The sequence below is a fragment of the Pleurocapsa sp. CCALA 161 genome, assembly GCF_003003995.1.
Lineage (GTDB): Bacteria > Cyanobacteriota > Cyanobacteriia > Cyanobacteriales > Xenococcaceae > Waterburya.
The window spans coordinates 1-24,497 of the sequence record NZ_PVWF01000075.1 but is presented as its reverse complement, the minus strand read 5'-3'; the positions used below and the strand labels follow the sequence as shown (position 1 = coordinate 24,497).

The 24,497-nt window shown below is 41.6% G+C and carries 22 protein-coding genes and 1 pseudogene; 11 read left to right on the top strand and 12 right to left on the bottom strand.

The window, feature by feature from the left end:
- Positions 1 to 3: 3 nt before the first annotated feature.
- Positions 4 to 1,614, top strand: a complete 1,611-nt coding sequence (gene hflX / locus C7B62_RS16905; protein ID WP_199194241.1) for a GTPase HflX — start codon at positions 4 to 6, stop codon at positions 1,612 to 1,614.
- Between the two features lie 36 nt (positions 1,615 to 1,650).
- On the opposite strand, the gene C7B62_RS16900 is transcribed toward hflX, so the two are convergent.
- The 4 genes and pseudogenes from C7B62_RS16900 to pntA all read right to left on the bottom strand — a co-directional run bounded on the left by C7B62_RS16900 (position 1,651) and on the right by pntA (position 6,454).
- On the bottom strand, positions 1,651 to 2,919 hold the full coding sequence (locus C7B62_RS16900; protein WP_106239302.1) for an ATP-binding protein: 1,269 nt from the start codon (positions 2,917 to 2,919) through the stop codon (positions 1,651 to 1,653).
- Positions 2,920 to 3,108: 189 nt separating this feature from the next.
- Positions 3,109 to 3,272: pseudogene (locus tag C7B62_RS27180) on the bottom strand (IS701 family transposase); the annotation flags it as partial.
- Between the two features lie 104 nt (positions 3,273 to 3,376).
- The gene (pntB, locus tag C7B62_RS16895) at positions 3,377 to 4,792 is read right to left on the bottom strand and encodes a Re/Si-specific NAD(P)(+) transhydrogenase subunit beta (RefSeq protein WP_106239298.1); all 1,416 of its coding nucleotides are present in this window, start codon (positions 4,790 to 4,792) and stop codon (positions 3,377 to 3,379) included.
- 75 nt (positions 4,793 to 4,867) lie between these two features.
- The gene (gene pntA, locus C7B62_RS16890) at positions 4,868 to 6,454 is read right to left on the bottom strand and encodes a Re/Si-specific NAD(P)(+) transhydrogenase subunit alpha (RefSeq protein ID WP_106239295.1); all 1,587 of its coding nucleotides are present in this window, start codon (positions 6,452 to 6,454) and stop codon (positions 4,868 to 4,870) included.
- A 516-nt stretch (positions 6,455 to 6,970) separates the two neighbouring features.
- Between pntA and C7B62_RS16885 the strand changes: the two genes are divergently transcribed.
- Positions 6,971 to 7,807 carry a prephenate/arogenate dehydrogenase gene (locus tag C7B62_RS16885; RefSeq protein ID WP_106239291.1) on the top strand — a complete coding sequence of 279 codons (837 nt, stop codon included), beginning with the start codon at positions 6,971 to 6,973 and terminating at the stop codon, positions 7,805 to 7,807.
- A 158-nt stretch (positions 7,808 to 7,965) separates the two neighbouring features.
- Here the strand turns inward: C7B62_RS16885 and C7B62_RS16880 are convergent, their stop codons facing one another.
- Together C7B62_RS16880 and C7B62_RS16875 are read right to left on the bottom strand one after the other, a co-directional pair.
- On the bottom strand, positions 7,966 to 9,174 hold the full coding sequence (locus tag C7B62_RS16880; RefSeq protein WP_106239313.1) for a 4-hydroxy-3-methylbut-2-enyl diphosphate reductase: 1,209 nt from the start codon (positions 9,172 to 9,174) through the stop codon (positions 7,966 to 7,968).
- A gap of 310 nt (positions 9,175 to 9,484) precedes the next feature.
- Positions 9,485 to 10,498: a type I glyceraldehyde-3-phosphate dehydrogenase gene (locus tag C7B62_RS16875; RefSeq protein WP_106239288.1), complete on the bottom strand. Its 1,014-nt coding sequence runs from the start codon at positions 10,496 to 10,498 to the stop codon at positions 9,485 to 9,487.
- Between the two features lie 421 nt (positions 10,499 to 10,919).
- Here C7B62_RS16875 and murC point away from each other — a divergent pair, with 421 nt between their 5' ends.
- From murC to C7B62_RS16855, 4 genes are all read left to right on the top strand, one after another.
- Positions 10,920 to 12,431 (top strand): UDP-N-acetylmuramate--L-alanine ligase, encoded by a 1,512-nt coding sequence (murC, locus tag C7B62_RS16870; RefSeq protein ID WP_106239284.1) that lies wholly within the window; start codon positions 10,920 to 10,922, stop codon positions 12,429 to 12,431.
- 3 nt (positions 12,432 to 12,434) lie between these two features.
- Entirely contained in the window at positions 12,435 to 13,319 is an 885-nt protein-coding gene (gene murB / locus C7B62_RS16865) for a UDP-N-acetylmuramate dehydrogenase (RefSeq protein ID WP_106239280.1), read from the top strand.
- An 83-nt stretch (positions 13,320 to 13,402) separates the two neighbouring features.
- On the top strand, positions 13,403 to 13,741 hold the full coding sequence (locus tag C7B62_RS16860; RefSeq protein WP_106239275.1) for a YbaB/EbfC family nucleoid-associated protein: 339 nt from the start codon (positions 13,403 to 13,405) through the stop codon (positions 13,739 to 13,741).
- A 117-nt stretch (positions 13,742 to 13,858) separates the two neighbouring features.
- Positions 13,859 to 14,482 (top strand): 2-phosphoglycerate kinase, encoded by a 624-nt coding sequence (locus C7B62_RS16855; protein WP_106239270.1) that lies wholly within the window; start codon positions 13,859 to 13,861, stop codon positions 14,480 to 14,482.
- Here the strand turns inward: C7B62_RS16855 and C7B62_RS16850 are convergent.
- Positions 14,471 to 16,108 carry an ABC transporter ATP-binding protein gene (locus tag C7B62_RS16850; protein ID WP_106239310.1) on the bottom strand — a complete coding sequence of 546 codons (1,638 nt, stop codon included), beginning with the start codon at positions 16,106 to 16,108 and terminating at the stop codon, positions 14,471 to 14,473. The genes C7B62_RS16855 and C7B62_RS16850 overlap by 12 nt on opposite strands.
- A gap of 233 nt (positions 16,109 to 16,341) precedes the next feature.
- Between C7B62_RS16850 and C7B62_RS16845 the strand changes: the two genes are divergently transcribed.
- Positions 16,342 to 16,569 (top strand): hypothetical protein, encoded by a 228-nt coding sequence (locus C7B62_RS16845; protein ID WP_106239267.1) that lies wholly within the window; start codon positions 16,342 to 16,344, stop codon positions 16,567 to 16,569.
- 8 nt (positions 16,570 to 16,577) lie between these two features.
- On the opposite strand, the gene larB is transcribed toward C7B62_RS16845, so the two are convergent.
- On the bottom strand, positions 16,578 to 17,360 hold the full coding sequence (gene larB, locus C7B62_RS16840) for a nickel pincer cofactor biosynthesis protein LarB (RefSeq protein WP_106239263.1): 783 nt from the start codon (positions 17,358 to 17,360) through the stop codon (positions 16,578 to 16,580).
- A gap of 140 nt (positions 17,361 to 17,500) precedes the next feature.
- Positions 17,501 to 19,426 (bottom strand): molecular chaperone DnaK, encoded by a 1,926-nt coding sequence (dnaK, locus tag C7B62_RS16835; protein ID WP_106239260.1) that lies wholly within the window; start codon positions 19,424 to 19,426, stop codon positions 17,501 to 17,503.
- A gap of 322 nt (positions 19,427 to 19,748) precedes the next feature.
- On the opposite strand from dnaK, the gene C7B62_RS16830 reads away from it, so the two are divergent.
- Entirely contained in the window at positions 19,749 to 20,003 is a 255-nt protein-coding gene (locus tag C7B62_RS16830; RefSeq protein WP_106239256.1) for a SemiSWEET transporter, read from the top strand.
- Positions 20,004 to 20,109: 106 nt separating this feature from the next.
- On the top strand, positions 20,110 to 21,048 hold the full coding sequence (locus tag C7B62_RS16825) for an NAD(P)H-dependent glycerol-3-phosphate dehydrogenase (protein WP_106239252.1): 939 nt from the start codon (positions 20,110 to 20,112) through the stop codon (positions 21,046 to 21,048).
- A 16-nt stretch (positions 21,049 to 21,064) separates the two neighbouring features.
- On the opposite strand, the gene C7B62_RS16820 is transcribed toward C7B62_RS16825, so the two are convergent.
- The 3 genes from C7B62_RS16820 to C7B62_RS16810 form a co-directional block, all read right to left on the bottom strand.
- Positions 21,065 to 21,427 carry a DUF1818 family protein gene (locus C7B62_RS16820; protein ID WP_106239249.1) on the bottom strand — a complete coding sequence of 121 codons (363 nt, stop codon included), beginning with the start codon at positions 21,425 to 21,427 and terminating at the stop codon, positions 21,065 to 21,067.
- Positions 21,428 to 21,447: 20 nt separating this feature from the next.
- On the bottom strand, positions 21,448 to 21,675 hold the full coding sequence (locus C7B62_RS16815; protein ID WP_106239245.1) for a DNA-directed RNA polymerase subunit omega: 228 nt from the start codon (positions 21,673 to 21,675) through the stop codon (positions 21,448 to 21,450).
- A gap of 126 nt (positions 21,676 to 21,801) precedes the next feature.
- Positions 21,802 to 22,392, bottom strand: a complete 591-nt coding sequence (locus C7B62_RS16810; protein WP_106239242.1) for a phycobiliprotein lyase — start codon at positions 22,390 to 22,392, stop codon at positions 21,802 to 21,804.
- Positions 22,393 to 22,533: 141 nt separating this feature from the next.
- Here C7B62_RS16810 and ruvB point away from each other — a divergent pair, with 141 nt between their 5' ends.
- Together ruvB and C7B62_RS25780 are read left to right on the top strand one after the other, a co-directional pair.
- The gene (gene ruvB / locus C7B62_RS16805) at positions 22,534 to 23,637 is read left to right on the top strand and encodes a Holliday junction branch migration DNA helicase RuvB (RefSeq protein ID WP_106239239.1); all 1,104 of its coding nucleotides are present in this window, start codon (positions 22,534 to 22,536) and stop codon (positions 23,635 to 23,637) included.
- 440 nt (positions 23,638 to 24,077) lie between these two features.
- Complete coding sequence (locus C7B62_RS25780) at positions 24,078 to 24,233, top strand: hypothetical protein (RefSeq protein ID WP_158260701.1); 156 nt, start codon at positions 24,078 to 24,080, stop codon at positions 24,231 to 24,233.
- The last annotated feature ends 264 nt before the right edge of the window (positions 24,234 to 24,497 follow it).

The following is a 24,497-nucleotide window of genomic DNA, read 5'->3' as shown; positions in this document are numbered from 1 at the left end:
ATAATTGTTACCCCAGAATTTGCTCAAAAATTAGCAGCAATTAGTACTGAGATTAATCAGCCTGTCTGTGTTTATATTAATCGTCGGGGACAGGTGATTAGAGTTGGGGTAGGTAATGCTCTACAAACTCAAATTCCGCCTTTAGAATTGCCTCGTTACGGTGCTAAGAGGCTTTCGGGGATTCGCTGTATCTCTACTAAGCTGCAACCTGAACCACCAAAAGAGTCCAGCCTAACAGCAATGGTACGTCAAAGATTAGACGCTTTGGCTTTAATTACCCTCACTGGTACAGGTAAATTAAAACGGGGTGGTGGTGCAACAGGTTATGTGCAAGATACCTACTTAGCACATTTATTACCTCAGTCGGAAATAGTTGCTGAACAGCAGTACTGGTCAGTATCTGAGGCAATGAATCTAGATACTTTAACTAATCAAGATTTCCTGGAATTAGTGGAAGGTTTAGAAGCCGAGTTTGAACGGGAATTTGTCGCTCAACAGGTAGGTAGCGATCGCGATCTAGTAGTTTTAGTTGGTTTGCAAGTCGATCAAATCGCCGAACCAGAATTTGAAGATCGTCTCCATGAACTGGTGGGATTGGTGAATACCGCTGGCGGAGAAGTCTTAGAAACAATTCGGCAAAAGCGATCGCGTCCTCATCCGCGAACTTTAATTGGCGAAGGTAAAGTACAGGAAATTGCCCTGCGAGTACAAACTTTAGGCGCTAACTTAGTCGCTTTTGATCGCTCCCTTTCTCCTGCTCAAATCCGCAATCTAGAAAGCCAATTTGGAGTGCGGGTGGTAGATCGCACAGAAATTATTCTCGATATTTTTGCTCAACGCGCTCAATCTCGTGCAGGTAAACTTCAGGTAGAGTTGGCTCAGTTAGAGTATATGTTGCCTCGTCTGGTAGGTAGAGGGCTAGCCATGTCCCGTCTTGGTGGCGGGATCGGGACAAGAGGCCCTGGTGAAACTAAGCTAGAAACCGAAAGAAGAAGTATTCAAAAGCGAATTACTCGTTTACAGCAGGAAGTAACAGAATTACAGGCACAACGTTCGCGGATGCGCAAACAACGCCAAAAACAGGATGTGCCTACTGTGGCGATCGTCGGTTACACAAATGCGGGTAAATCAACTTTAATTAATGCCTTAACCAATTCAGAAGTGTACGTCGCTAACCAGCTATTTGCTACCCTCGATCCAACTACCCGTCGCTTATCCATACCTAATGCGGATACGGGAGAACCCCAAAATATGCTATTGACTGATACAGTCGGTTTTATTCAACAGCTCCCGCCAGCTTTAGTCGATGCCTTTCGCGCTACTTTAGAAGAAGTTACCGAAGCCGATGCGCTGCTTCATGTGGTCGATCTATCTCATCCTAGCTGGGAAAATCAAATCCGTTCGGTGATGGAAATCCTGGGCGAAATGCCCATTGTTCCTGGGCCAATTTTGTTGGTCTTTAATAAACTAGATCAGGTTGGCAGTGACGCACTCAATCAGGCAAAAGAAGAATTTCCCCTGGCGTTATTTATTTCCGCTAGCGATCGCCTGGGACTAGAAACCTTGCGCCAAAACCTCTCTTTATTGGTAGATTTTGCAGGAGTAGGGGAGTAATTACTGATTACTGATTACTGAGCAGTCGAAAGTTAATTAACAAGTTCCATGAGTAGCGAGGGTATTTCCCTGTTCATCAACAATAATAGTGCGATCGCCTTCATTTAATTCAGGAAATTCTAAAGACTGTAGTTGTTGGCATAATACTTCTTCGGGGATGCTGTGACGACGTTGGCGGTTGCGTTCTGGATAGATTGACTCAGGACAGTGAAAGATTATTAAAGTTATTAATGCGCCGTATTGACGACTAAGACTAATGATCTGCTGTCTAAAGTCATATCTCAAGCTGGTGGCATCCCAGACGATTTTACTCTGGCTACACAACAGCGTTTTTAACTGTTCTTGAGCTACTTGAACCACTTTACTATTTTGCGACTGATCGCTGCGAGAACTAGCTATTTTAGCTCTCAAAGCATCAAGAGAGATAACTGTATGATCGGCAAGATGATGCTTAATCCAAGTACTTTTTCCCGAGCCGCTAACGCCAAAAGTTATAACCACCTGGGGAAAAGAATTTCGATAGGAATAGGAACGAAGTAGCTCTGATTCTGGAGCAAAAATCTTGCCAGCTTCATAACGAGCGATCGCTTGAGTAAAAACTAAATCACGAGTAGCTTGATTCCAGTCGGCTAATTCACGCTTAAAATATACTCGCCAAGGCTGATACTCACCACCAAAAGCTTGCCAGGCTTGATATTTTCGAGCAGATAAACTATAAATCTCGACAATTTCTAATTGCTGTTCTCGATCTGAGCATTCTCGTCCGCGAATATCGCCTAATGCTAGCCAATAAAGCAATTCTGGATCGCTAAGACGAGCAAGCTTTTGATATTCTCCAGCGGATTTATGCTGCGTAACTAACTTTTTAGGCTCGTGATGATAAGCAACTAAGCTTAAGGTGTTCTCGACTACGGAATAGGGTAAATCTAAACCCACTAATTTTAGTGCTAAATAGGAACGTCCTTTAATAGCTTGTTGGGGAGCAACAAGGCGAATTTTCCCTTCAATTTCTTGCTCTTTAGTAGTGATTGGCTGATAAATATCATGGAATAAAGCGCCTAAAATTAAACTAAGACGGCGATCGCAATCTAAATGAGTTGCTTCAGTTTGCAGAATCTTGTAGATTTCATTCAAGACCATTCCCGTATGAATATACAAGTTTCCTTCTGCGTGCCATTGGCAATCTTGAGGGGTAGATTGATACTCTCGCAACAGAGAAAAGCGATCGCCTAAAATATCGACAAACTCATCAATATTTGGTGTTGCGCCTGCTAATACTTGCTGTAAGAATTCTATATTGTTCATGATTTGCGATTAGGCTGTGCTTACGCTTCGCGATCGCCATTTAGAGTAGAAAATATTAATTCTCAAACAATCTAATGAATAATTTTTATCGTAATTTATTCACTGTCTTTGGAATATCTTTAGCGTTATGTGTAGTTTCATTTTTAATTTTTTTAAGAATGCCATTGACAAAAATAAAGAATTGTGGAGTCAAGAAGCAACGGTTTGAGGAAGATTATTGATAATAAACTGGCGAATAGCAGGTACAAACAACTGTCTTGACACTTGGTAGAGGTTGTCGATTAAGCCCTTCTACTCTCATAGTTTGTAATTGACTGAAAGCTCGGCATTGCACAGAATAAATGAGTTTTAATGCCCGAACTAAAATAGTCAATGATTCCATCATGGATTGAATAATAAATAATGAAAAATCCTCTCTAGTTGTCTAGGGAGGATTCAAAAAATAACTCAAATCAATTTAAACAGCAACTAATTCCTTCTCAGTCTTAGATAACTCATTCAACAAAGCACTCACATTTTGCTTCGCATCGCCATAAAGCATCTGATTATTATCCATGTAGAACAAAGGATTATCCACCCCTGCATAACCAATACCCAAGCTACGCTTCATCACAATTGTATTTTGAGCGTGCCAGACTTCCATCACAGGCATACCTGCAATGGGGCTACTAGGATCATCCAAGGCGCTCGGATTAACAGTATCATTTGCACCAATTACCAACACCACATCAGTATTCGAGAAATCTTCGTTGATTTCGTCCATCTCTAACACGATGTCATAGGGTACGTTAGCCTCTGCTAACAATACATTCATGTGTCCAGGCATTCTACCTGCTACGGGGTGAATACCAAAACGAACTTCTTTACCACGCTTGCGCAGAATTTTAGTAATGTCGGAGACGGAGTGTTGTGCTTGGGCAACTGCCATACCGTAACCAGGTACGATAACCACGTTTTTAGCATCGTTAAGCAATTCTGCCACTTCTTCGACGTTAGTTGCAGTAGCTTCGCCCATGGGTTTGGCTTCACCAGTGGATGTAGCAGCAGCACCTTCACCAAAACCACCTAAGATAACGCTGATAAAGGAGCGATTCATGGCTTCACACATGATATAGCTAAGAATTGCCCCACTACTACCGACTAATGCACCAGTTACAATTAAAACATCGTTGGAAAGCATGAAACCAGCAGCAGCAGCAGCCCAACCAGAGTAGCTATTAAGCATGGAGATTACGACAGGCATATCTGCGCCACCGATCCCCATGACGAGTAGGAAACCAAGGACACAAGCTAACCCAGTCATAATTAACAGTGGTTGTAAACCGTTCTCTGTTCCCATGAACTGAACACCAAGAGCTACTGAACCAACTAATAAAGCAATATTGATTAAGTGACGGGCAGGTAACATGAGAGGCTTGCTACCAAAAGAACCATTTAGCTTACCAAACGCTACAACTGAACCAGCAAAAGTAACAGCACCAATAAAAATGCCGATGTAGATTTCTAGTTCGTGGATAGTAGCTTCAACGCCAGTTAAAGTGTTTTCGGGCTGTAGATAGGTAGCCAAGCCCACCAATACCGCAGCTAAACCGACGAAACTGTGTAAGATTGCTACCAGTTCAGGCATGGAAGTCATCGCCACTCTAGCCGCAAGAATCGAGCCGATGATAGCCCCAGGAACGATCGCACCAATTAAAACTCCGTAACCGTTCACCTGTGCGCTCAAGGCAGTGGCGACAAAAGCGATCGCCATTCCAATGATCCCAAACAAGTTACCTTGACGGGCTGTTTCCTGGTTTGATAGTCCCCCCAGGCTGAGGATAAATAAGGCACTGGCTGCAATATAAGCAACCGCCACAAGATTATTGGTCATAAATTTATTTCGTGAAGATAAATCTTAGGGGCGAACGGCGGTTCGCCCTTACAGAGTGTGTATGATATGTGTCGATTATTTCTGGAACATCTTAAGCATCCGTTGGGTAACCAAAAAGCCCCCAGAGATATTGATTGTTCCTACTAAAATGGCGATCGCGCCGAGAATTACCGAAGGCGAAGTTATTTCTCCAGATATTTGCAACATACCGCCTAAAATAATGATTCCGCTAATGGCGTTAGTCACACTCATTAAAGGGGTATGTAAAGCGGGGGAAACGTTCCAAATTACTTGATAGCCAATAAAGCAGGCTAGGACAAAGACGGTAAAGTGAGACAAGAAAGAAGTCGGCGCACCAATACCAATTCCTAGTAGGGCTAACCCAGCCACAATTACCCAAACCATACCGTTAGACTTTTTCTCTTCTTTGGCTACAGCAGATACTACTGCTTTAGGCTTAGGAGGAGGTGTTGGGGAAGGATTATCAATTTTTGGTGGAGGCCAAGTTACTTTGCCTTCGTGGACAATTAACGCACCGCGCACAACTTGGTCTTCGTAGTCTACTTTGTAGTCTTCCGCACCGCCCATGTCTTTGAGCAGATGCCAAAGGTTTGTACCATAAAGCTGGCTAGATTGGGCAGCCATACGACTGGGTAAATCGGTTAAACCAATAATGGTCACACCATCATATTTGTAAACTTCGTTGGGTCTAGTTACTTCGCAGTTGCCACCCTGTTCGGCAGCTAAATCTACTACTACAGAACCTTCTTTCATCATCTCTACCATGTCGGTCAGAATCAGTTTAGGGGCTGGTCTGCCAGGAATTAAAGCTGTAGTAATAATAATATCGATTTCTTTAGCTTGCTCTCTAAAGAGTGCCATCTCTGCATCAATAAATTCTTGACTCATGGTTTTGGCATAACCACCAGAACCTGTTCCGTCTTCTTCAAACTCTAGTTCCAAAAATTCTGCACCAAGACTTTCTACCTGCTCTTTCACCGCAGGGCGAGTATCAAAGGCTCGTACTACTGCCCCCAAACTTCTAGCTGCACCAATCGCTGCTAAACCCGCTACCCCAGCACCAATGACCATTACCTTAGCTGGGGGAACTTTCCCCGCTGCGGTGATTTGCCCGGTAAAAAACCGCCCAAAGTTATTGGCTGCCTCAATTACTGCTCGATAACCAGCAATATTAGCCATGGAAGATAGAGCATCCATCTTCTGAGCGCGACTAATTCTGGGGACAGCATCCATCGCAATGACTGTGGCTTCTCGATCTGCTAGCTTGTTTAATAATTCTTCGTTCTGCGCGGGCCAGATAAAGCTAATAATAGTTTTACCTGGTGGCATTTCGGTAATTTCTGAATTTTCAGGGGCGCGAACCTTAAGAATGATATCGGCTTCTGACCAAAGAGAAGTTGCGTCAGCCATAATTTTGCAGTCGGCTGCTTCATAAGCTTGATCCGTAAAACTAGCTGCTGCTCCCGCATTGGTTTCTACCAAGACTTCAAAGCCCAATTTCTGTAGCTTCTTAACTGTATCGGGTGTAGCAGCTACTCGACATTCATTAGCATATATTTCTTTGGGAATGCCGATTTTACGAGGGCTTGCTTGATTTTCTGGTTGGCTGTTCTCTAATTGTCTATCGACGGTTACGGTCATAGATTCTCCTAATGAATGTATAGCGGAAGACAGAATAAACTCAAAATCTCTTGCAGGGGTAATGTAAGACCGATCAAAATCATTGCTCAACCCAGGACTGAAGAGAGATAACTAAAAAAATTGTCTTGGTAATTTCAAACTTTACCCACAGAAAACGATGTTAATTGGCTATTTGTGATAGATAAATCTTTTTGTTAATCAGAGATGATAAAGTACACAAGCCTCCCTAGTATTTTTAGTGCCAAACGTCATCCTAAATCGATCCCCAGTGACCTTCCAATATTCTTTAACTTGTCTTAGTAATTATTGAATATTTTTTCAGAAAAATATGCAGGAATATAACTCCAGAATGTCTGATGAAATATAGATTTTAAAGTCAAATTGCCAATTTGCACAAGTTTGCTTAACAAAAACTTTTGTTAAGTATTTACGCTAATCAAAAATGGGTTTGTCTGTAAAATATTTGTAATAATTTGTTTTTTCTAAAAGTAGAGATCTTCAACAATAGAATCGCTCATGAAAATTGGGATAGTTGGCTTGGGTTTAATTGGGGGTTCTTTAGCTATAGATTTGCGCTCGCAAGGACATAAAATTTATGGCGTATCTCGTCAATTAAAAACCTGTCAGATCGCCTTGGAAAAAGGTATTGCTGACTATGCGAGTCCAGAGTTTAAGATTCTAGCAGAAACGGAGATTGTATTTATTTGTACGCCTATTGCTACGATCGCCTCAACTATCAAACAGTTAATTCCTTATATCAATCCAAAGACAATTATTACCGACGTTGGTTCAGTCAAACAGCCGATAGTTGCCGAATGTAGTCAGCTATGGTCAAACTTTATTGGGGGGCATCCCATGGCGGGAACAACGCAAAGCGGAATTGATGCCGCCGTAGCCAATTTGTTTACTGGGGCAGCCTATGTATTTACACCGACAGATCAAAGCAAGCCAGAAAATATTGCCAAGTTAACAGCGATCGCCTCAGAATTATCTGCGATTCCTTATGTCTGCGATGCTCAAATTCACGATCGCGCCGTCAGCTGGATCTCTCATCTACCTGTGATGGTAAGCGCTAGCCTAATTAAAGCCTGTCTAACCGAAGAACCCGATACTTTTAAATTAGCGCAAATCCTCGCAAGCTCTGGGTTTCGCGATACTAGTCGAGTGGGTGGAGGTAATGCTGAATTGGGAGTAATGATAGCAAAATATAACCAGCAAGAATTATTGCGATCGCTCTTGCAATATCGTCAGAATCTAGACGAAATCATTGCTTTAATTCAACAAGAAGACTGGCAAAGCCTCGAACAGACGCTACAGATAACGTCTGCTGCCAGACCAAAATTTCTTAATTAAATGCTTAAATTACTGGCGTTAGTGAATTGTATGTTGAGCATTTTCTTGTCTCTATCAAGAGCAACTCTTTTCTAAAAAAGCTCATGGCTTAAAGCTTAGAGCTTAGAACAGTAATCCACTATATGACATTACTTAATCAGCAACGCCAAATTACTTAGCTAGTTAGCGATCTCCACCGCTTTTAAAGCAAATATTTTTTCGATCACATCCGCGACCACTTTATCAGGAGTCGAAGCACCAGAAGTAATGCCAACGTTAATTTTTCCTGTGGGAAGCCAATTTTCAGCGATAGTAAGATCTCGATCTAAAGGTTTGTGTTCGAGGCGATCGCGACTGATGATCCGTTCTACACTATCGATATGGTAGGAAGGGATATTATGTTCTACGGCGATTTCTTGCAGGTGAGTAGTGTTGGAAGAGTTAAAACCACCAATAACAATCATCAACGATAAATCTTCTTCTACCAGGTTGAACATAGCATCCTGACGTTCTTGAGTCGCATCGCAGATGGTATTAAAACTCATGAAATGCTCGTTTAACTCCGTTGGGCCATACTTTCGCAGCATCGTTTGTTCTAGCAGTTTACCAATTTGCTCAGTTTCGCTTTTAAGCATAGTGGTTTGATTGGCAATGCCGACTTTCTCTAAATCCCGATCGGGATCGAAACCTTCTGAGTAGGCGTTTTTAAACTTATTTAGAAATTCTTCTCGCTCTCCACCGTTAAGAATATAGTTGGTTACATATTCCGCCTGAGCTAGATTTAATACTACCAAATAGCGATCGGCAAAGGAACTGGTAGCTACAGTTTCTTCGTGGGCATATTTACCGTGAATAATCGAAGTATAATCGCGTTTTTTGTGCTTTTCTACCGAATTCCAGACTTTTGATACCCAAGGACAGGTAGTGTCTACGATTTTGCAGCCTTTATCGTTGAGTAGCTGCATTTCTTGAACGCTAGCGCCAAAAGCAGGTAAAATTACCACATCTCCTGACGTGACGACGCTAAAATCTTTCTCATTATTTACCACTGCAATAAAACCGACGTTCATCTCCTGTAAACGCTGATTTACCGTAGGATTATGAATAATTTCGTTAGTAATCCAAATCTTTTCGGTGGGAAAATGCTCCCTAGCTTCATAAGCCATGGCGATCGCTCTTTCTACTCCCCAACAAAAGCCAAAAGACTCCGCCAAACGGATAGTAACATCTCCCTGTTCAAGATGATAATGGCGATCGCGGATTATCTGAATTAAATCACTTTGATACTCAGAATTCATTGTTCCAGCTACTTCTTCATCGTGTCCAAAACCGCGACGATGATAGTTTTCTGACTGTTGTAAATTACGTTTGAAAGCTTTTGTATCTATTTTGGGGTTAGTCATAAAAATATATCTAAAGTGTGTACTGGTTGTTCGTTATGCAGCCGATACATCAGTTATATATGATAGCTTTCAATTGACATCACTTAGGATAAAACCTCAGTTAATTAAACAATTCTTGGCAATTTTGCAGTAGAAAGTGTCGAGAATAGCTAAAGCGATCGCCTTTTAGACTAAATCCTGTTCGTCTATTTAATAAAACTATTTTAAGCAAACCATTAAAAAACACCTCCCCTAACCTTCATCGGGAGGTGTCCAGCTCAAAATCTAATGAATTAGAGTTCAATCACAAAATTACTTACATTCCTTTAGCTACCAATTCAGCCAAATCAACAACACGCTGAGAATAACCCCACTCGTTGTCATACCAAGCAATGACTTTAACCATATCCCCATCCATTACTAAAGTTAACTGTCCATCGACGGTAGAAGAAACATCTGTACCTTTAAAATCAGAAGAAACAAGCGGCAGATCGGTATAGTCTAAAATACCTTTGAGTGAAGTTTCAGCAGCTTTCTTGAGGACTTCATTAACTTCCTCGGCAATGGTTTTCTTCTCAACTTGAGCAACCAAATCAACGACTGAAACGTTAGGAGTTGGTACTCTCAGGGCAATACCGTTAAGCTTGCCTTTTACCTCAGGATAGACAAGAGCTACTGCTTTAGCTGCACCAGTGGAGGTAGGAACAATATTAGCTGCTGCTGCTCTAGCTCGTCTTAAATCGCGGTGACTAGCATCCAAAATTCGTTGGTCACCAGTATAACTATGAGTAGTAGTCATTGCACCTTTGATGAGGCCGAAGTTTTCGTTAATGACTTTAACAATAGGAGCGAGACAGTTAGTCGTACAACTAGCATTACTAACAATATCAAATTCGCCAGGAGTATATTTTTCGTCGTTTACTCCCATAACGTAAGTACCAATGTTAGGACCACTTCCAGGAGCAGTGATCACTACTTTTTTAGCACCAGCTTGAAGATGTTTTCCTGCTCCCTCGGCATCACGGAAAACGCCAGTAGCTTCAATAACGATATCAACATCCCACTCTTTCCAGGGCAAGTTTAGAGGGTTGCGATCCGAGACACATTTGATTGTCTTACCGTTGACGATTAGAGAGTTACTATCATAACTAATGTCTGCGTCCAAAACACCCAACATAGTGTCATACTTTAATAAGTGAGAGTTGGTTTTAGGATCAGAAGTATCGTTAAGACCCACCAATTCTAAATTTGTATCATTTCCTCTGGTTAGTAGACATCTGACAAAATTACGTCCGATCCGCCCAAAACCATTAATTGCTACTCTAACCACTATTCTCTTGCCCTCTATTTTATTAGGTTAATACATTAAAACATTCTTAATAAGACTCATCATATCGTAAAGTAAGCACATTTCAAGACCTGACCCAGAATCAATTTCAACCTTAATTAGGCTAATAATCTGAAGGTAATAATTGTCTGCGGTTAAAAATATTGCGATGCAATCTCAAAAGCGATCGGCTCACCAATTGTGAACTTGAAAGGTAGAAAACAATTGACTTTGCATTCTGGGAAGACGCAGTTTTTCAGCCTAGATTTACCGAGCTGATGCTGCTCGTTTGTCTTTAAGTATAACTAAGTCTAAAAAATTCTTGCTATCATAGCCCGTATTGTTTAAGGCAATGAGAATATACAGGGTGCTTTACTTTGAAACAAGTTAGTATTTTGTAACCTTCAACCAAGATATACGTGCTATGGCAGGAGTCAAAGAAGTGGCAAAAGTAGATTTAAAAGGAAAACCATTTCACTTTATTGGTATTGGCGGAATTGGGATGTCGGCTTTAGCCCAGATTGTTGCTCAGCGACAGCTGCCAGTATCAGGTTCTGATCTGCGTTCTAGCCATATTACCGATCGATTAGAAGCTTTGGGAGCGAAGATTTTTTATCGTCAAGAAGCTAGAAATCTCGATTTTTTTGTGCCAACTCCAGAGATGAAACGCCAGCCAGTATCGGCAGGAGGAAGTTCTGAAGCCCTTTTAGAAATGAAGGTTTTGGATAGTTCCACTCAAACTTTGCTACCCCAAGTTATTTGTTCTACGGCGATCGCCCAAACTAATCCTGAATATCAGGCAGCAGTCCAACTCGGCTGTCCCATTTTCCACCGTTCCGATCTTTTAGCAGCTTTGATTGATGAATACCAAGGTATTGCAGTTTCAGGTACTCACGGTAAAACCACCACCAGTAGCTTAATTGGCTATATGCTTTTCAAATGTCAGCTTGACCCCACAATTATTGTCGGTGGGGAGGTGGATGCTTGGGATGGTAATGCTAGAAGTGGGCAAGGAGAATATTTAGTCGCCGAAGCAGATGAATCAGATGGTTCTTTAGTTAAGCATCATCCGAGTATTGGCATTATTACCAATATTGAGTTAGACCATCCCGATCGCTATCAGGATATTCAAGAAGTAGTCGGTATTTTTCAATCTTTTGCGGGACAGTGTAATACACTAATTGGCTGCATCGACGATCCGATTATTCGTGACGAATTAGCTTTAACTATTAGCTATGGTTTAAATCCAGATTGGGGGGCAGACTACACCGCTAAAAACATTATTTATCATGGTCAAGGCAGTAATTCCCAAATTTGGGAAAGAGGAGTTTGTCTGGGGAAATTAGAGCTACCACTACTTGGGGAACATAACCTCAACAATGCTTTAGCGGCGATCGCTGTAGGTAGACAAGTCGGTTTGGAGTTTAGTACTATTGCTCAAGCGATCGCTACTTTCGGTGGAACAAAAAGACGGTTTGAGCATCGAGGAGAAGTTAACGGCATCACCTTGATTGATGACTATGCCCATCATCCCAGTGAAATTAAAGTCACTCTAACTGCTGCCAGACAAAGAGTATCTGGTAACAATTCTCTTCAGCGAGTAGTGGCAATTTTTCAACCTCATCGGTACAGTCGGACTAAAACCTTCCTACAAGAATTTGCCCAAGCTTTCAAAGATGCAGATGCAGTAGTGATTACAGATATTTATAGTGCAGGAGAAAACAACACCTTCAACATCAGTGGTTCAGATTTAGTTAAGGCGATCACCATCTACCATCATCAGGTTTACTATCACCCAAACGTTAATTCAATTGAAAACTTTCTGGGTTTAGAAATATTAAAGCCTGGAGACTTGGCAATATTCTTAGGAGCGGGTAATCTTAATCAATCTATTCCCAAAACTATCGATCTGTTGTCCATGAACAGTGAGCAATGAACAGTGAGCAATGATAATTTAATCCAGAAGTGCGTATCTTTAGCTAGTCAAACTTCCTATAAAGTAGGAGGTGATGCTCAATGGTATGCAGCGCCAAGAAATTGGGACGAGTTGGCAGCCAGTTTTGAATGGTATCAGTCTCAGGATATGCCTTTAACTTTGTTGGGGGCTGGTTCAAATTTACTGATTAGCGATCGCGGTTTACCAGGATTTGTTTTGTCAACTCGCTATTTTCGAGGCTATGAGTTCGATCCAGAAACAGGAATTTTGGTTGCGGATGCAGGAGAGGCGATCGCAAAACTAGCCTGGAAAGCTGCTAAACGTGGTCTGAAAGGGCTGGAATGGGCGGTGGGTATTCCTGGTACTGTTGGCGGTGGTGTGGTGATGAATGCAGGGGCGCACAAGTCTTGTCTGGCGGATATTTTAGTCAGCGCTACTGTCTTATCTCCCGACGGGACAATCGCCGAATTAAAGCCAGAAGAGTTAGCCTACAGCTATCGTACCTCTAACTTGCAAAAAGGCGATCGCCTGGTCGTCAGAGCAACAATACAGCTTGAGCCTGGCTATAGCAAAGCTGAAATCATGGAACTTTCTAACCAAAATTGGACGCAGCGCAAGACAACTCAGCCTTATCACCTGCCCAGTTGCGGTAGCGTTTTCCGTAATCCTCAACCCCAAGCAGCAGCTAATTTGATCGAGCAGCTGGGATTAAAAGGTTACAAAATTGGTGATGCACAAATAGCTCATCGTCATGCCAACTTTATTCTCAACTGCGGTACGGCTACTGCTAAAGATATCTTTGAATTAATTCGCTATGCTCAAGAAAAAGTAGAATATCATTGGTCAGTATCTCTAGAGCCAGAAGTTAAGCTACTCGGAGAGTTTTAATCAACCGATCTCACCGATCTCTGAGTTATGCTAATCTTTCTAATTGATTTCATAATTACCAATACAAAACACAATAAATAGATATGGCAGGAAAAGGATTTGGGCCACTAGGCAAAATGAAAGAACTTGCTGATGCTTTCAAAAAAGCTCAGGAGGTACAGGCAGGAGCGCAACAACTCCAAAATGAATTAGAGCAGATGGAAATTGAAGGGACTAGTGAAGATGGACTAGTTAAAGTCGTCATGAGTGGCAATCAAGAACCCCGTCGCGTTGAGATTTCTCCTGAAGCCATGAATGCTGGAGCAGAGGCTCTTTCCGCATCTGTTTCCGCAGCAATGAAGTCTGCTTATGAACAGTCTACAGACTTGATGCGTGGACGCATGGAAGAACTTACCAGTGGTTTGAATTTACCTGGAATGTAAATTCAATGAACAATGAGCAATGAGCAATGAGCAATGAGTCCTAAAGGATTAGCTTCGCGTCACAATGAATAATAAATAAATATTTAGTAGGGGTTTTTATTGCCCCTATTTTTTTGAGTGACCAAATTAATTAATCAAACAAGAGTGATTCTAATTAGTGGCTCTTCCCATGTAGGAAAATCGACTCTTGGTCGATCTTTAGCAGCCAAACTGAGTTGGAATTATCTTTCTACAGACACTTTAGCGCGACATCCTGGTCGTCCTTGGGTTACTACAAAGGTCAAGACTATTCCAGAACATGTAGTACAGCATTATCAAACTTTATCGGTTGAGGCTCTTTTTTTAGATGTATTAGACCACTATCAAAATAATGTTTTACCACAGGTTGAGGCGATAGTTCATGCTCATAGCTTTGATTTATCAAGAGAGTGCCTTGTACTTGAAGGATCTGCATTATGGCCAAAATTTGTAGCGAATTTAGTTGACAAAAATACTGTCAAAGCAATTTGGCTTACAGCTAGTGAGGAATTCTTCCGAAGTCGAATCTTGGCTGAAAGTAATTTTGATAATGTAAACCAGGATCGGCAGTACCTGATTCAAAAGTTTTTAGCTCGTACTCTACTCTACGATCAATGTATGAGAGACGAGGTTGAGCGTCTTGGATTTATCTGTGTTGATGTAGAATCTCTGTTGATGACAGATGATCTTGCAAATTCAGTTCTTAAAGATTTATTTAGCTAATAACGGTGCAGCCGCCAAGAGTTTTTGAGTATAGGGATGTTGTGCTTGAGTAAAAATCTTCTCCGTCGCGTCAATTTCGACAATTTGACCAGAATTCATCACCGCAATGCGATCGCAAAAGAATCTAGCTACCCAGAGGTCATGGGTGATAAATAGGTAAGTTAAGTCAAATTCAGCTTTCAATGCCAGCATTAGCTCTAATACCTGGGTTTGCACGGTAGCGTCGAGCATACTCACAGGTTCATCACAGATGACTAGCTTAGGGTTGGTAATTAAGGCTCTGGCGATCGCCACTCTTTGCTGTTGTCCGCCTGATAATTCGTGAGGATAGCGTTGGTAATATTCTGCCGTAGGAGTTAAGCCTACTTTTTCGAGCATGATTAATACCTGTTGCTTTGCATCCGTGACATTAGCAAGGTGATGAATTAATAACGGATCGGCAATACTTTCCCCCACAGTCATCAAGGGATTAAGACAGGCATGAGGATCTTGAAAGACCATCTGTAGCTGTCGTCTTTGATTCCGCATGGCTGAAGCGGAAAGTGTAGTTAGATCTTGTCCTAAAAATTCAACTTTACCCGAAGTTGGTTTAAGCAATTGTAAGATTGTCCGAGATAGAGTACTTTTACCACAGCCAGATTCTCCTACTAGTCCTAATATTTCCCCTGGATATAAATTGAAGCTAATGTTATCTACGGCTTTAATTTTTGCTGTTTTTTCGTTTAAAAATAGCTGCTGAATTAAGTTTGCTTCTAGAGTGAAATACTGTTTTAAATTTTCAACTCTTAAAATTGGATTCTTCAATGTGTTACTGTCGGCAATATCTTCTGCTACTGCATGTAAATGAAGTGCGGCATTAAGTAACGACTTAGTATATTCATGCTGGGGATGATAGAGAATTGAATTAACATCTCCTGTTTCCACCATTTTGCCCTGATACATTACCGCAATGCGATCGCAATATTCTCCTACTAAGGCTAAATCGTGAGAAATTAAGAGCAATCCCATATCCCTTTCACTACACAGCCGAGTCAATTCAGTCAATATTTCCGCTGAAATGGTCACGTCAAGGCTGGTTGTAGGTTCATCTGCAACAATTACTTTGGGGTTAAGTAAAAGAGCCAGAGCGATCGCTACCCGTTGACGCATACCGCCGCTAAATTCATGGGGATATTGCCCCCATCGGTTAGCAGGTATTTTGACTGTTTCTAAAGTAGAGAGTGCTAGTTGTTTGGCTGCGGATTTAGTTAGTTTAGGCTGATGTGCTTTAATTGTTTCTAAACAGTGATCGCCAATAGTCATCAAAGGATCTAACCGCGTCATCGGATCTTGAAATACCAGCGCCACGACTTCTCCGCGAAATTGACGCAATTCAGCTTTATTCAGTTCAAAAACCGACTTATCTTGAAAAATCGCTTGACCTGATACCTGACTACCTGCTGGCAAAAGACGCATGATTGCCCGCCCCAAAGTAGATTTCCCACAGCCAGACTCCCCTACAAGCCCAATCTTTTCCCCAGGCTTAAGTTCAAAAGACACATCATCTACCGCCCAGAAAATATCCCCTTGTGGTTGACGAGGATATGCCACTCTAAGCTGGTTGACTGACAATAGGGTTTGAGTCATAGTCTGAGTCATAGTATTTGGCGTTAGTCGAATTAGTCTACCGCATTGTAATCAGCTATTAAGCAAAATGGCTATGGTAATTTTAATTCAAAGCAACAATCTGGTTACAGTTAACAAAATGTCCACTCTTGCCGTAATTTAAAAAATCATTGGGCTATGATTACAAATCGAACATTGTCAAACTATAGTTTGATCTGCCTCAAGCTTTTATAGAGATTATTTCGATCATAGTTATGCAAAAATCCCAGCCAGTTTTTAATCCAGGACAACAAAGTAAGTTTCAACAGCTAGAGATTGAAATAGCTGCCCTAGAAGAACAAGTTAAAAATGCTCTTAAAGAGGAACTGAGACAAGCTGACGACTATAATTCCCATTCACCAATTCCTGTAATTTATGTAAGCGATCGCTTACATAAATCAGGAATTAGATTAGCTCAAGAAACTGCTTATCAAAATTGTTAGTTTAACTGTTATTTGTCTCGATCTTTATTTATTTTCTGAGCAGTACGTAAAATTTGCCCCGCTAAAATAGCTGCGCCAAAACCATTATCAATGTTGACTACGCCAATCCCCGCAGCGCAGGAGTTCAGCATCGTCAGTAAGGGAGCAATACCACCAAAACTCGCCCCGTAGCCAATACTTGTAGGCACGGCAATTACTGGGCAATCTGCCATTCCTGCCACCACACTGGGTAATGCTCCTTCCATTCCAGCGACGACGATTAAGACATCAGCTTCATACACCACCTGGCTATTACTCAACAGTCGATGAATTCCTGCTACTCCCACATCCCAAAGTCGAACCACGTTAAAACCACATAGTTCGGCGGTAATTGCCGCTTCTTCTGCCACGGGAATATCGGCAGTACCAGCAGTCAAAATTGAAACTGTACCCGTTTGAGTTGGTGTTTGAGCCGGTGAGAGGGCGCAAATGCGAGCAGTAGAATAGTAAACTAGTTCAGGAATTGCTGCTTTTAGTTGTTGGTAAACTGCTGCTGGGATCCGAGTTGCCATAACTACCGCTCCATCTGACTGCATTGCCGTAATAATTTTAATCAGTTGTTCGGGAGTTTTATCCGCACCCCAAATAACTTCAGGAAAACCAGTTCTTAGTTGTCTGTGATGGTCGATCTTGGCAAATTGATCCAGACTTTCAAAGGGTAAATGCTTAAGTTTTTCTAGGGCAATTTCGGGACTAAGATCGCCAGATGCGATCGCCTGGAGTATTTTTTGTAGTGCTTCTGGCTGAGTCATTGTTAAAGAATATAAAGTAGGGGCAATTTGCGAACTGCCCTATGTCGGTGGAATAGTTCAGAACAAAAAAAGAGAGACATATCGCTATGGATATGCCTCATATCTAGATTAAATTATACTGCTAGCATCGATTGACAAGCTTATTTAGTTTCAGAAAATTCAGCATCGATGACATCATCACCACCGTCACTGCTTGCAGCACCATCATTAGGAGGAGTTTCTACCCCAGGAGCTTCTGCTCCAGGAGCTTCCGTTGCACCTTCACCCTGTTGATACACGCTGCTGCCAATACTGTAAAGAGTTTGTTGCAGTTCAGGTAAGAGAGTTTTAATTTTCTCATTATCCTCAGAAGCGATCGCTTCTTTAAGGTCTTTAATTTGACCTTCTGCTTTCTCTTTATCCGCAGCAGGAACTTTATCTCCAAGCTCGGTTAGCTGTTTCTCAGCTTGATAAACCAGGGAGTCAGCCTGATTTTTGCGATCGATCGCTTCACGACGTTCTTTATCCGTAGCAGCATTAGATTCTGCTTCCTGTACCATGCGATCTACTTCGTCATCGGGAAGGGTAGATGCTCCAGTAATACTGATGGACTGTTCTTTACCAGTGCCTTTATCTTTAGCAGTTACGCTCAAGATCCCGTTGGCATCAATATCAAAGGTAACTTCAATTTGCGGTACGCCACGAGGTGCAGGAGGAATGCCATCGAGACGGAAAGTTCCCAAACTCTTGTTGTCTTTACCAAATTCCCGCTCACCCTGGAGAACGTGAATTTCTACGTTGGTTTGACCATCTACAGCCGTAGAGAAGGTTTCCGATTTCTTGGTAGGAATGGTGGTGTTACGCGGAATAATTTTGGTCATTACTCCACCTAAGGTTTCTACTCCCAAGGAAAGAGGAGTCACATCTAACAGCAAGATGTCTTTAACTTCACCACCCAAAACACCAGCTTGAATTGCTGCACCAACTGCCACAACTTCATCAGGGTTTACAGTTTGATTGGGCTGTTTGTTGAGAACTTTTTGGGTAATATCAATAATCGCGGGAATACGAGTTGAACCCCCCACCATCACAACTTCATCGATCGCTTCTTTCGCTAGTTTAGAATCCTTAAGAGCTTGTTCCACAGGAACACGACAGCGATCGATTAGATCGGAACATAGTTCTTCAAATTTAGCCCTAGTAAGAGAAACATCTAGGTGTTTAGGACCATCCTGAGTAGCAGTAATAAAGGGCAAGTTAATATCTGTCTGAGTGGCGCTAGAAAGCTCAATTTTGGCTTTTTCTGCTGCTTCAGTTAAACGCTGTAGCGCTTGATTATCTTTGCGTAGGTCAATCCCCTCATTCTTTTGAAATTCTCCTGCTAGGTAGTCAACAATTTTCTTATCAAAGTCATCACCACCTAGGTGAGTATCACCCGCAGTAGCTAGGACTTCAAATACACCATCACCTACTTCGAGGATGGAAACGTCAAATGTACCACCACCTAAGTCAAAGACAAGGATAGTTTCGTTACTTTTTTTATCTAACCCATAAGCCAAAGACGCAGCAGTAGGCTCATTAATAATCCGTAGAACTTCAACCCCAGCAATTTTACCCGCATCCTTAGTCGCCTGGCGCTGGGAGTCGTTAAAGTAAGCAGGAACAGTAATTACCGCCTGTGTTACCTTTTCTCCTAGATATTTACTGGCATCTTCGACTAATTTACGTAAAACCTGAGCCGCAATTTCTTCTGGTGCAAACTGCTTGTTTTGTGCAGGACAGTTGAGCTTAACGTTACCATTGTTATCTTTGATGACCTCGTAAGCCACCTCTTTGGTTTCATTATTCACCTCATCGTGTCTACGTCCAATAAAGCGCTTGACCGAATAAAAAGTATTACCCGTATTCATTACCGCTTGACGTTTGGCAATCTGACCAACCAGAAGATCGCCATTCTTAGCATAAGCAACAACTGAGGGGGTAGTTCTAAAACCTTCCGCGTTAGCGATAACTGTGGGTTTTCCCCCTTCCATCACTGCTACACAAGAGTTAGTAGTTCCTAAGTCAATACCAACAACTTTTGCCATACCTTAAACAAATACTCCGATAACTACAAAAACTAAATTTATTTTTTTAGATAATCAATCTAAAATTGCACTGGAAGGCGCAATAACGATGATTGTGCCGATGATTCTTGACTTTTTTTGGTTTGACTAGCTCCCCTCAGTCTCCACTTCATCTTTCTATATAGTGCAAGTTGATGCAGGATCTTAGGTAGTGTAGTTTTCCGAACCTTAAACAGGCGGTTGTAAAGAAGTTAAGGGACTCATCGTCTGATCGAGATTAATCTCGATAGAATATCTATGCAGCTACCATCTATTTCGACTTAATAATTTTAATAATTGATTTATGGAACCAATGACTTATGTGGGTCTTGTGGCAGGGGTTTTAACTACTATTTCCTTTTTACCTCAAGCAATTCAAACTTGGCAGACTAAATCTACCAAAGATATCTCTCTGGCAATGTTTCTAAGTTTTTGCGTGGGCGTAATTCTGTGGGTAATTTATGGTTTCTATACCAACAATATTCCTGTGCTTGTTGCTAACTCCGCTACTTTCCTGCTGGCTTTTTCCATTCTGGTTTGTAAGTTGAAATATGGCTAAATACAGCTACATGCAGCATTAAAAAGCTTGAGTGCTGATTACATCTGAAAACCAAAAAATAGCTCAAAATACCTAAAACACCTAAAAATACCTTGAGGTTACATTCGTGCATACACCTTCTGTGGTCGCAATCTTAGGAATGGGAGTCTGGGGTACAGCATTGGGCAAGATCGTGCAAGATAATCATCATAATGTCTATGCTTGGTCACATCGTGGTGACATGCCTCTGGTATCTGTAGTTCAAGATGCTCAAATTATCGTCTCGGCAGTATCTATGCAGGGAGTTGTTCCTACTGCTCAAAAATTGCGATCGCTCAATCTACCCGTAGATAAAATCATTGTTACTGCTACCAAGGGATTAGATCCCGAAACTAAGCGTACCCCTTCTCAGCTCTGGCAGTCTATATTACCCCATAATTCTGTAGTGGTATTGTCAGGGCCCAACCTCTCTAAAGAAATAGACCAAGGTTTACCCGCAGCTACGGTGTTAGCCAGTAGCAATTTAGCTGCTGCACAACAGGTGCAAAAGATGTTGGCTTCGGATACGTTTCGCGCCTATGTTAATCAAGATCCCCTGGGGACAGAACTAGGAGGAACGCTCAAAAACGTTATGGCGATCGCTTCTGGGGTTTGCGACGGCATGAATTTGGGGACTAATGCTAAAGCTGCTTTACTCACCCGTGCTTTACCTGAAATGATTCGCATTGGTACGCATTTGGGTGCATCGGGGGCAACTTTCTTTGGCTTATCTGGTTTGGGAGATTTAATTGCTACTTGTGATAGTCCTCTATCTCGTAACTATCAGGTGGGCTATAGATTAGCTCAGGGTCAAACTCTAGAAGAGATTTTAGCAGATTTGGAAGGGACAGCCGAAGGAGTCAATACGACTAAGGTGGTAGTAAAAATTGCTGATTCAGCCGCGATCGCTGTTCCCATTGCCCAACAGGTTAATAAATTGTTACAGGGAGAAATTACTCCGCAATCAGCGATCAAAGCTTTGATGGAACGCAATTTAAAGCCTGAATTTGACGATTTAAATTTTTAAAGCACGTTAAATTGAGTTAATTAAGCAAAGAATTTAATGCTTCAAGCAACTGTGGGGCAATATTTTCTGACCAATTTCCTTCACAACGGCGATCGCCGTTTAAAATCACTCTTAAAGAATAATTGCGAGGATATCCTTCTACTTCCATCCACAACAGGCTGGTTTCTGCTTCACAACTAATTTTCTCCTGTGTCATCAACTCAGCTTCCATTTGTTTCATGGTATCTACAAGCTGATTTAACAGGCGACGAAAATCATCAAACTCTGCTTTGGTTAGCTCTATTGCCCAATCATCTGCACCGATTAAACCTGAATATCGATCTGCCTGGGGATGCCAGCCAACCCGCCAGCCAACCCCATTTTTAAGCAAACGCTGCATTGATAGATTTAGTTTGAACTCTAATCACCAATAATTTCTGGTTGAGTCAACTCATCGGACATTTCGATAATGGCGCGGATCACGGGTTTCATAGTGGGGTCATCGAAGTTTTCTAATTCTTCATAACGACGGCGTTTAGCCCGATTAGCCACCTGAACTGTAATGCGATAGCGATTGGAAGCTGCGCTCACTAGTTCTTCAGAACGATACATAATATGAGCAGAGTCAAAAGAACTTTTTCTTTGCATTGATGGCGATTCTCAGCTAAATGTTAAATATATGCAGTTGTTACCACAGCTTACTAGTTTAACAAACAGAGGCTAGATTGGTAAAAAGCAATCCTCCAGTGACTTATCTAAGCTTTAAGCTAATCTCTACTTTGATGATGTATGTTCTACGTGAGTTAAAGCCATCTTCCTGACATCTTCTGGAGAAACACAACGACGCTCTGAACAGTAAGCCATTAAACTTACGCCATTGAGCATTTGAATCGTGCTGACTCTGACGCGGAAATCGTCCGTTAAGAACCAACAGCGTTCCTGACCCTGATTATTATCGTAGTCAGTATTAATTGTTAAAATACCATCTTCACCAAACCAATAGCGACTAATGACAGGCAAGCCATTAACATAGCCCTTATCGCGGATTAACTTACCACTGCGTCCTGTCTCGTCGTCAGGAACATCAATTAATACCGCAGCGTAGTTCGGATTCGGCTCTTTTTCCTCTAGATTATCTTGCCAGCTAAAGCTCCCACCTCCTTTAGCTTTAAGGGGATCTATACCCTGTAAATCGCAGGCTTGTTTAACTCTAGGGTCATCAACTTCAATCACTTTAACAATTAAATTAGATTCTCCAGATTCATCTGCCACAACATCAAAATGGTGTACGCTTCTTTCGGTGTACCATTTGCCCTCACTTTTGCGAAAGAACTCCATCATATTGGTCGGAACACTTAAACGCATTCAATCACTCCTAAAAATGTTTATTATCTAAAATTAGTTTAGTACTAGGACAATATATTTTTTATGCCTTGTTAACCAACTTAAAGACATCCTGCAATTCAGCCAGCAGCATATAAATGAAACAGTAGCAAAATACAATCAATGGCAATTAAAAGATCTTCTGACTCTCCAGATCCTCAACAACCACGCAAAAAAAACCTAGCCAAGCAATTAAACTACGAGGTAACTTTACTATCTCCCCAGGCAAACACTCAGGAGACGGAACACAATGAGGCTAAAATTCGCCCCCAAAAGTTAGTTGATTATATTGGACAAAAAAAACTTAAAGGCATCTTGAATATGGCGATCGCTGCTGCCAAAAGTAGAGCAGATCCTTTAGATCACCTGCTTTTATATGGGCCTCCAGGGTTGGGTAAAACTACCATCTCCTTGATTCTGGCAGCAGAAATGGGGGTGGACTGTAAAATCACTTCAGCCCCCGCTTTAGAGCGTCCTAGAGATATTACAGGGCTACTGGTCAGTCTTAAACCAGGAGATATTATCTTTATTGATGAGATTCACCGTCTCAACCGCATGACAGAAGAATTACTCTATCCAGCCATGGAAGATTTTCGCCTCGATGTCACCATTGGTAAAGGACAGACGGCGAAAACTCGCAGTATCCCTCTGCCTCCCTTTACCTTAGTTGGGGCAACTACTAAAGCTGGAGCGCTTTCTTCACCCTTACGGGATCGCTTTGGGATTATTCAACGGTTGCGCTTTTATGAACTCGATGAACTCACTCTCATTGTCAAACGAACTGCCGAAATTCTCAATACGTCTATTTCTGAGACAGGGGCGATCGAAATTGCTCGTCGTTCTCGCGGGACTCCTCGGATTGCCAACCGTTTGCTCAGGAGGGTTCGCGATTATGTGCAGGTAGAAAAAGCTAAGACAATTACTGAAGATTTAGCTGCTACGGCGATGAATTTGTTTGACGTTGATGCCCAGGGTTTAGACTGGACAGATCGTCTCGTACTGAACACGATTATTAAACAGTTTAACGGAGGACCTGCTGGGCTAGAAGCGATCGCCGCAGCTACAGGAGAAGACCGTAAAACCATTGAGGAAGTATACGAACCATATTTACTCCAAAATGGCTATCTTAGCCGTACTCATCGGGGTCGAACAGTTACAGCCAAAACCTATCGCCATCTTGGCTATGACGCTCCAGAACCCAAACAAACGCAAATTGAACTGTTGTGATGGCGAAAACAGCCGATCTGAATCTTGCTGAATCTTAATTTTAAAAGACAGTTACATAGTTTTTAAGTTCAGAAATTGACTAACAAAATTGAGATTCTAAGTAAATTTATGTATCTTTGGGCAATACTTAAAACAGAAAGTGATAAATTAGTAATTGAAGTCAAAGGGACTTCCCTGACAGAAACTACAGGTTTATCCATATTCAATTAAGGAGGCTAAAAATCTGTATTATCTAATATCTGTCTCGTTCAATCAAAACATTAACACTCAACTAAAAAGCTGATATTTTCTCAATTGGAAATAAGGGAGATAGCCTGCTGGATATTGTTATTCAGTGTTGCTCCAAATTGAGTTAATTAGATGAGGAAATCTCTCGGTGAATTTAGCTTGGGTGTTATTGTTTTCAAAATACCTAATCATTTCAAATTCAGGGAGGAACGATGATGAAACCCATGATTTGGCATCCTGAACCCCAGGATCAAAAAGTTAACCAGTACCTCGATCGCACTAATCACGAACCATGGCCAGCCATTATAGGGGCAGCCTTAATCCTCGTGTGTTCTTTTACCTTATTAGTTTTGTTAGGTACTTTTTGAACCCAGATGTTAAAAGACTAACTAGTCTCTGCGTACAAATTATGTGGAAAAATTTATTAATGCTCGCTTCTAATTAGTATTCAAATACTACTATGAGGAGGAGCTAATTTTTTGCAGTTTATACCATTGCTCCCTATCCAAGTTTCTCGTTACTAAAGAAAAAGATGTGACTCTCCCCGCCCGTCAGTATGTTTTGGGCGAGGCTTCTATTAGAGCTAAACTAATACTGATGGGTACAAGTTTAGCCTAATAGGGCAGGTCACA

Bases quoted from the DNA above. Each gene is read 5' to 3' on its own strand.
- C7B62_RS16845 (WP_106239267.1), top strand. From the start codon at position 16,342: ATGCAAAAATCCCAGCCAGTTTTTAATCCAGGACAACAAAGTAAGTTT.
- dnaK (WP_106239260.1), bottom strand. From the start codon at position 19,426: ATGGCAAAAGTTGTTGGTATTGACTTAGGAACTACTAACTCTTGTGTA.
- pntB (WP_106239298.1), bottom strand. From the start codon at position 4,792: ATGACCAATAATCTTGTGGCGGTTGCTTATATTGCAGCCAGTGCCTTA.
- ruvB (WP_106239239.1), top strand. From the start codon at position 22,534: ATGGCAATTAAAAGATCTTCTGACTCTCCAGATCCTCAACAACCACGC.
- larB (WP_106239263.1), bottom strand. From the start codon at position 17,360: ATGACTCAGCCAGAAGCACTACAAAAAATACTCCAGGCGATCGCATCT.
- pntA (WP_106239295.1), bottom strand. From the start codon at position 6,454: ATGACCGTAACCGTCGATAGACAATTAGAGAACAGCCAACCAGAAAAT.
- C7B62_RS16850 (WP_106239310.1), bottom strand. From the start codon at position 16,108: ATGACTCAAACCCTATTGTCAGTCAACCAGCTTAGAGTGGCATATCCT.
- C7B62_RS16820 (WP_106239249.1), bottom strand. From the start codon at position 21,427: ATGCAGCGTTTGCTTAAAAATGGGGTTGGCTGGCGGGTTGGCTGGCAT.
- C7B62_RS16860 (WP_106239275.1), top strand. From the start codon at position 13,403: ATGGCAGGAAAAGGATTTGGGCCACTAGGCAAAATGAAAGAACTTGCT.
- murC (WP_106239284.1), top strand. From the start codon at position 10,920: ATGGCAGGAGTCAAAGAAGTGGCAAAAGTAGATTTAAAAGGAAAACCA.
- C7B62_RS16810 (WP_106239242.1), bottom strand. From the start codon at position 22,392: ATGCGTTTAAGTGTTCCGACCAATATGATGGAGTTCTTTCGCAAAAGT.
- C7B62_RS16830 (WP_106239256.1), top strand. From the start codon at position 19,749: ATGGAACCAATGACTTATGTGGGTCTTGTGGCAGGGGTTTTAACTACT.
- C7B62_RS16885 (WP_106239291.1), top strand. From the start codon at position 6,971: ATGAAAATTGGGATAGTTGGCTTGGGTTTAATTGGGGGTTCTTTAGCT.
- C7B62_RS25780 (WP_158260701.1), top strand. From the start codon at position 24,078: ATGATGAAACCCATGATTTGGCATCCTGAACCCCAGGATCAAAAAGTT.
- C7B62_RS16900 (WP_106239302.1), bottom strand. From the start codon at position 2,919: ATGAACAATATAGAATTCTTACAGCAAGTATTAGCAGGCGCAACACCA.
- C7B62_RS16815 (WP_106239245.1), bottom strand. From the start codon at position 21,675: ATGCAAAGAAAAAGTTCTTTTGACTCTGCTCATATTATGTATCGTTCT.